The sequence below is a fragment of the Streptococcus sp. HMSC061E03 genome (assembly GCF_001813505.1).
Lineage (GTDB): Bacteria > Bacillota > Bacilli > Lactobacillales > Streptococcaceae > Streptococcus.
The window spans coordinates 1,165,193-1,171,833 of record NZ_KV812784.1 but is presented as its reverse complement, the minus strand read 5'-3'; the positions used below and the strand labels follow the sequence as shown (position 1 = coordinate 1,171,833).

The window sequence follows — 6,641 nt, the reverse complement described above, 5'->3', positions numbered from 1 at the left end:
CTCATGGTGACCCACTCAACCGCAGCAGCAGCTCGGGCCAAGCGCGTGCTCTTTATCAAGGACGGGATTCTTTACAACCAGATCTTTCGTGGGGAAAAGACAGAGCGTCAGATGTTCCAAGAAATCTCAGATACTCTGACGGTCATGGCGGGAAAGGAGGATCCTGATGTTTAAATTAACAAGTAAATTAGCACTTTCCAACCTCAAACAAAATCGCAAGTTGTATTATCCTTTCGCTATAGCTGTCATTTTAACGACCATGATCCTTTATAGTTTTATCGCCTTGTCATTGACCCCTCATTTAGAGGATTCTTACGGAGGGGGATCGGCGAGAACTGTTCTTGGTTTTGGCAGTTTCGTCGTCCAGCTGGTCGTCATCATTTTGGTGGCTTATGCCAATGGCTACGTCATGAAAAATCGTTCCAAAGAACTGGGACTCTACAGTGTTCTGGGAATGGAGAAGAAGCATCTCCTCATCATGACCTTATGGGAATTGCTCTTCTTCTATGTTCTCACAGTTGGAGTAGGACTGGGTTTGGGACTCTTGTTTGATCGCTTGATTTTCGCCTTGCTTCTAAAATGTATGGGTTTACCAGTCGTCATTCAATCAACCTTCCAGATAGAGGCTGTTCTTAACACTTTACTTGGGTTAGCCTTAGCTTTTGGCCTCATTCTCTTGTTGAATTCTTTCCGCCTCTTGCGCTACAGTTCCCTCCACCTTATGCAGCAAAAGAAAGCAGGAGAGAAGAAGGGACGCTTCTTGCTGGTTCAAACTCTGTTAGGACTTGGGCTCTTAGGAATTGCGTTTTATATAGCGCTAACCGTTGAGCGGCCAGTTGCGGCTGTCCAAGGATTCTTTATTGCCGTCATCTTGGTCATTCTAGCGACTTATCTCTTATTCAACGCAGGCTCTATTACCTTCTTAAGATTTCTCAAAGGTCGGAAATCCTATTATTACAAGCCAGAGAATTTTATATCTGTCTCTAACTTAATAGCTCGGATGCGAAAAAATGCAGCGGGCCTCGCGACCATTAGTATTCTTTCCACCATGGTCTTGGTCACCTTAACCGGGTCGCTTAATATCTTTATTGGAGGGCAGAATTACCTAGATACTGTTTACCCTTCTGACTACATGATTAGTGTAGGGCACATGCCTTCAGATGCTGAGATAGAACCGGTTATCGAGGATGTTCAAGCTCAAATTAAGAAAACAGCTGATGCGACACATCTGTCAGATTATCAGGTGGCACAGACAACATACTGGTCTGCTGAAATTCGAAGGATAGATGGAAAGGTGTTAGAGGTGAATGACCAGTCCACTCCATCAACTGGTCAGGAGTTGAAGTCAGAAGGAACAGTCTACTTTTTTGATCAGGCGACTTATGAGCAACTGACCGGGCAAAAAGTTGAGCTTGGTGAAAATGAAATCTTAGCCTATGGATATCAGTATCCTGGAAGATTAGACGCACAATTAGAAATCAATGGGAAGACCTTCACGATTAAAGAAAAGCTAAACTCCAATTTTATCCAAGGGAAACTCCCTCAATCCGACCTGTTTCAACACCAAATGGGCTTGTACCTGGTCCTCCCTGACTTGAACCAACTGGGACTAAAAGTTGATAAAAATTTGGAATTCTCTATTACTGCTAAAAATAAAGATAACCAAGATTTTATTTCTGGCTTGATCAAAGAGCTGTATTCGACAGACAAAATCAGTCAATATGATGCGACTTATTTTGGTGGATTTGATCGATACAGTATAGAGAAAGATTGGCGTGAAACAGCAGGGACTCTTCTATTTATCGGGATTTTTCTATCGGTGATCTTTCTATTAGCTACAGTTCTTGTCATTTACTACAAACAGATTTCAGAAGGCTATGAGGACCGGGAAAATTTTGTGATCTTGCAACAAGTAGGATTGGACCAAAAGCAAACGGCCACCACCATTCGCAAACAAATTCTCACCGTCTTTTTCCTCCCATTATTCTTCTCCTTCTTGTACCTAGGAGTAGCCTACAAGATGATCGCAAAAATCGTTGCCATCTTAGGAGCAACCAATACGGGCTTGGTCCTTCAAACAACTCTTTCCATCTGCGCTGTCTTTTTCATCTCTTATGTTCTCGTCTTTCTTCTGACTTCTAGAAGTTATCGGAAGATTGTCGTGAGATAGCGTTCGAGTCTATAAAAGATTAGAAATAAGATGAAACATACAACATTTTGTTAGCACAAAAAACACCGAGGATTTTATCCTCGGTGTTTTCTTTCGTGATTATTTCACGTGTTTTGCAAGTTCTTCTTGCGCTTTTTTGTTTGATTCTTCTTTTTCTTTCAACCAATTCTTATAAGTTTTTTCGTAGTCAGCCGTTGTGACTGTCTTGTCTTGCACTTTCTGGTATTTGAAGAAGCTTGTTTCACCTTTAATACCAATTGCAGAATTTGCTGCTGAGAATGGCGTCACCTTCGTGATAGATGGAACTCCACCCTTAGAGTAGATTGGAAGAACAATGGCGTTTTCTGTCAACCAAGCTTGGGCAGCAGCGTATTTTTCATAACGTGCATTGGTATCCAATTTTTCAGCATTGGCAGCATCCAACAATTCTTTGTATTGGTTCAAACCAATTTTTTCGATGAGAGCTTGGTCTTTCTTAGGATCAAGTCCCATACCAGTCAAGGTTGAACCATCTGTTGGGTTCAAGATATCCAAGTAAGTAGATGGATCTTGGAAGTCAGGTCCCCAACCTGTGATATCCATATCAAAGTCTTTTTGGTCTGGTGATTGGGCAAAGTAAGTAGCGTTATCCGCATCGTCTGTAGACAATTTTTGCACATCGATCACGACATTGTCTTTACCAAGAGCAGCTTCGATTGAGCTCTTCATAGAGTCGGCTTGTTGGACAAGAGCATTAGAAGATTGGTCTACAACATAGTCGATATGGATTGGGAATTGAACACCTTGTGATTGCAATTCAGATTTTGCTTTTTCAAGTTCTGCTTTTGCTTTATCCACATTGTGCAAGCTATCTTGAGCATCAGCAAAGCTCACACCTTTCCACTCATCTCCTGTTGCGGCAAGTTTTTCTTCAACGAGCGTACCGAAGTCTTTCCCGTCTGCTTGCACAAATGTCGGTGGAACTAGAAGGGTACGTAGAGTTTTTGATGCTCCGTCTTTCCCATTCACTTGAGCGCTGTAGGAAGTTCTATCCAAAGCGAAGTTCAAAGCTTGACGGAAGTTTTTGTTTTGAAGGGCTGTCTTCGTGCTGTTCTTTTGCTCATCAGATGTCTTCTTCGTATGGCCGTAATTTTGACGGTTGACGTTGAAGTAAGCGTAGTAAACAGTAGAATCTTGTGGGGAATAAACGATGTTATCCTTGAATTTCTTCTCAATCGTACTGTAAGTTGAGCTTGTTGGGAAGAGACGAGCAGTAGATAGGTTCCCATCTGAGAAGTTACGAGCAAGATAGTCTTGGTCAGATCCATCGAAGTAAGTCAATTTAACCGTATCGATGTGAACATTTTTCTTGTCGTAGTAATCAGGGTTTTTATCCAACTCGATTTGTGATTTTGAAGTGAAGGATTTCAAAATGTATGGACCATTGTAGAGGATACCATTTGGTTTCACGCTACCAAAGTCTTTCCCAGCTGATTCCAAGAATTTTTCATTAACTGGCATCATGGTAGCAGTCGTCAATTTAGAATTCCAGAAAGATTCTGGTTGGTTCAAAGTGTATTGAAGAGTGTGATCATCAACAGCTTTTACCCCAACAGTTGAGAAGTCTTTGGTTTTCCCGTTTACATAGTCATCCAAGCCTTTGACCGAGTTTTGAACCAAGTAAAGAGCATCCGATTTTTTATCTGCTACGTATTTTAGAGATGTCACGAAATCTTGTGCAGTGACGTCAGCGTATTCATTTCCTTCTGAATCATACCACTTCGCATCTTTTCGAAGCTTGTAAGTATAAGTCAGACCGTCTTTTGAAACGGACCAGTCCTCAGCAAGAGCAGGCACTAAGTTACCGTATTGATCGTTTTCAAACAAACCATCGACCAAGTTGGTTGTAATGTCGCTTGTAGTTGAACGATTTGAAGTCAAATAGTTCAAGGAATCAGGGTCTGTACCATACACGTAGTTGTAAGTAGTCCCTTTTGACGCATTAGAAGATGAGCCACATGCAGCAAGGAAAAGCGTTGAAGCCGCGGCGACACCTGCTAAAAGAGCAAGCTTCGATTTTTTCATATTCGTGTCTCCTTTTGAATAATTTTAATTATTATACTCCAATCAATCTACAAAATAAAGTGTTTTTTGAACTTTTTTTTGTATATTTACACACCACTATACAGTAAAACCCTTGATTTTAAGGGATTTTTAAGGAATAAAAATTTTTTTAAAAAATTACTATTATGCTTTACATACTAGTAAAGAAAGAGTATACTGATAGTGAGCAAACTAGTATGTAAAACAAACTAGTGAAAAATGTGAAGAAAGAGGTGAGAAGGATGAAAGAGTCCCAATTACTAAAGGGAGTCTTGGAGGGCTGTGTGCTGGAGATTATTTCCAAAAAGGCTATCTATGGCTATGAATTGATCCAAAGTCTCAAAGAGATGGGATTTGATAAGATTGTCGCTGGGACCATTTATCCCCTGCTTCAAAAATTAGAAAAACAAGGGGTCATTCATGGGGAAATGAGGCCGTCTCCAGATGGTCCTGATCGCAAGTATTTTTCACTCAGTGATGCTGGAAGAGAGCGCTTAGAGGAATTTTGGGACCAGTGGCAGGAGCTAGTCACAAAAGTAGAACGTATCAAGAAGGAGGGAGAAGAATGGTAGAAAGTTATACCGAAAAAATGTCAGATGAATTGATTCATCTAAACAAAGAGGATCAAGCCTATGTGAAAAAAATGGTGGCCTATATTGGGGCCAAATCCTATTTTTATGATGATGAAGCACTCGGTGAACAACTCTACAATATGGTTTGCGACCTGAAAGTTGCTGAAAAAGAAGGCATTCGGGCGGTGGATTATTTTGGAAAGGATCCACGGGCGATGGTGGATCAAGTTCTTTCAGACTTGCCTAAACGCTCTTTAGGATCTTATGTGGGACTCGTCTTCCTACTTGGAGTGATCTTGGTTGGCATGCGTTATTTAATGGATTTTACCTGGATGACGCCACTAAAAATCGAACCCTTGACCTATGTTGTCATTCTCCTCAATTTCTTGGTGTTCAGCCAGTTCATCACGTGGCTTTGGTCTAAACAGAGCTATGGTGAAATGAAGTGGTCTTGGGCTATGTTTATCAGTGTGATCAGCCTGATGGTATTTCTGAACATCGTACGACAATTTTCGATCTATTTTGGCCACATTGGGAGTCTCTTCTTATCAGATGGTTGGGCAATTGTTCTCGCTGTCCTAGTCTTACTTGGGTTTACGGTCATGGCTTTTAGAAGCAGGAATCGTCTGATGTCGAGTCTACTAGTCATGGGCCTGACTTTCCTAGTTACAGGATGCTGGATTCGTCTTGTGAATCAGGAAACTGCTCATTTAATAGGCTGGTTACTTCCTCTCATGGGACTAGTCCTGACCCTTATTGTATTTTGTCTCCAAAGAAAGAAGGAAGAAGCATGAAATCAGCAATGTATTTTGAAGAAACGCAGGCCTTGATGCAAACCTTTAGCCAGGAGGACCAAGCCTATTTCCAAGATCTCTGGGATTATTTCAATTTTGCAGGTTTCTTATATGAGGAGAAAGCCTTAAGAGAGCAGGTCTATAATCTAGCGCTAGATTTTTCGCAAGCAGGAGCGGATGGCTTAACGGCCAAGGACTATTTTGGTCTCGATCCAAAGGGAATGGCAGACCAAATCATCGAAAATATGCCCAAAGAATCGACGCGGTCTGTTTTGAAATATGGGGCTATCTTTTCAGGTATTGTGATATTTTATCGCCTCTTAAGTGATTTTGCTTCTCAAGCGGTCCTTGTGCTCAAGCCACTAGTCTATTTGACAGACATCATTTTGGGACTCCTAGCTGTTGGGATCATCTTCTATCTCCTTCGTCGTCTCATTTTTGCGGAGGAAAAAACGAAAAAAGCAATTTATGTAGCATTTGTTCTAGTTCTAGGATTCTATTTTGTCGGTGAAATAGTGGGAGTCCGCTTCTTGCCAGCTCTTGCTTGGTTTGTAGTCCCTAGTCCTTGGGATACTCTTCTCATGACAGGGGCTAGCGGGGCTCTCATTCTTTGGCAATGGAAAGAAGAGTTTGGACGAGCTTTCATCTTTCCTATCGTCGCCTTTTTAGTGGTTGGATTCTTACATCGCTGGACCTTGGCACAAGGAGTTCAGAATCTTGGTATGACGGTTCTTCTGCCCACAGTGATCATCGTCTTTGGGTTGGTTATTTATTATTGGTTTACGATTCGTGCTTTGAAAAAGAATAGGACGGAAAGTGATAAATAGTAAGAAAAGGGGGGGGCTGGGACAAAAGTCCTAGCCTCTCAATTATTTTTGGATTGTCGAGCAAGACGCAGTGGTTGAGTGCTCAAAGCACTGCTTTGAGGTGGTAGATAGGACTTGCTAAGCAAGTTTCCTAAGTAGTTGTTCGCTTTTCAAGTTCCAAAGATGCCCTACTCAACTGTGCGGAGGTGGGACGACG

5 protein-coding genes and 1 pseudogene are annotated in these 6,641 nt (G+C 41.6%); 5 read left to right on the top strand and 1 reads right to left on the bottom strand.

Going from position 1 to position 6,641, the window contains the following annotated elements; all coding sequences use genetic code 11:
• Both HMPREF2917_RS11690 and HMPREF2917_RS05930 read left to right on the top strand, forming a co-directional pair.
• A pseudogene (locus HMPREF2917_RS11690) lies at positions 1-174 on the top strand (ABC transporter ATP-binding protein); the annotation flags it as partial.
• On the top strand, positions 167-2,170 hold the full coding sequence (locus tag HMPREF2917_RS05930; protein ID WP_070589542.1) for an FtsX-like permease family protein: 2,004 nt from the start codon (positions 167-169) through the stop codon (positions 2,168-2,170). The pseudogene HMPREF2917_RS11690 and the gene HMPREF2917_RS05930, both read left to right, overlap by 8 nt.
• Before the next feature lie 99 nt (positions 2,171-2,269).
• On the opposite strand, the gene HMPREF2917_RS05925 is transcribed toward HMPREF2917_RS05930, so the two are convergent.
• Entirely contained in the window at positions 2,270-4,234 is a 1,965-nt protein-coding gene (locus tag HMPREF2917_RS05925) for a peptide ABC transporter substrate-binding protein (protein WP_070589540.1), read from the bottom strand.
• 260 nt (positions 4,235-4,494) lie between these two features.
• On the opposite strand from HMPREF2917_RS05925, the gene HMPREF2917_RS05920 reads away from it, so the two are divergent.
• Genes HMPREF2917_RS05920 through HMPREF2917_RS05910 form a run of 3 tightly spaced genes read left to right on the top strand, consistent with a single transcriptional unit; the run spans position 4,495 to position 6,445 of the window.
• Positions 4,495-4,824, top strand: coding sequence for a PadR family transcriptional regulator (locus HMPREF2917_RS05920; RefSeq protein ID WP_003012258.1), 330 nt, complete (start codon positions 4,495-4,497; stop codon positions 4,822-4,824).
• Positions 4,818-5,618, top strand: a complete 801-nt coding sequence (locus tag HMPREF2917_RS05915) for a hypothetical protein (protein WP_070589537.1) — start codon at positions 4,818-4,820, stop codon at positions 5,616-5,618. Before HMPREF2917_RS05920 ends, HMPREF2917_RS05915 begins: the two co-directional genes overlap by 7 nt.
• Entirely contained in the window at positions 5,615-6,445 is an 831-nt protein-coding gene (locus HMPREF2917_RS05910) for a hypothetical protein (RefSeq protein WP_070589535.1), read from the top strand. Before HMPREF2917_RS05915 ends, HMPREF2917_RS05910 begins: the two co-directional genes overlap by 4 nt.
• Positions 6,446-6,641 lie beyond the last annotated feature (196 nt).

What these genes read in the sequence shown, in the direction of transcription:
- HMPREF2917_RS05930 (WP_070589542.1), top strand. Translation starts at nt 167, where the DNA reads ATGTTTAAATTAACAAGTAAATTAGCACTTTCCAACCTCAAACAAAAT.
- HMPREF2917_RS05925 (WP_070589540.1), bottom strand. Translation starts at nt 4,234, where the DNA reads ATGAAAAAATCGAAGCTTGCTCTTTTAGCAGGTGTCGCCGCGGCTTCA.
- HMPREF2917_RS05920 (WP_003012258.1), top strand. Translation starts at nt 4,495, where the DNA reads ATGAAAGAGTCCCAATTACTAAAGGGAGTCTTGGAGGGCTGTGTGCTG.
- HMPREF2917_RS05915 (WP_070589537.1), top strand. Translation starts at nt 4,818, where the DNA reads ATGGTAGAAAGTTATACCGAAAAAATGTCAGATGAATTGATTCATCTA.
- HMPREF2917_RS05910 (WP_070589535.1), top strand. Translation starts at nt 5,615, where the DNA reads ATGAAATCAGCAATGTATTTTGAAGAAACGCAGGCCTTGATGCAAACC.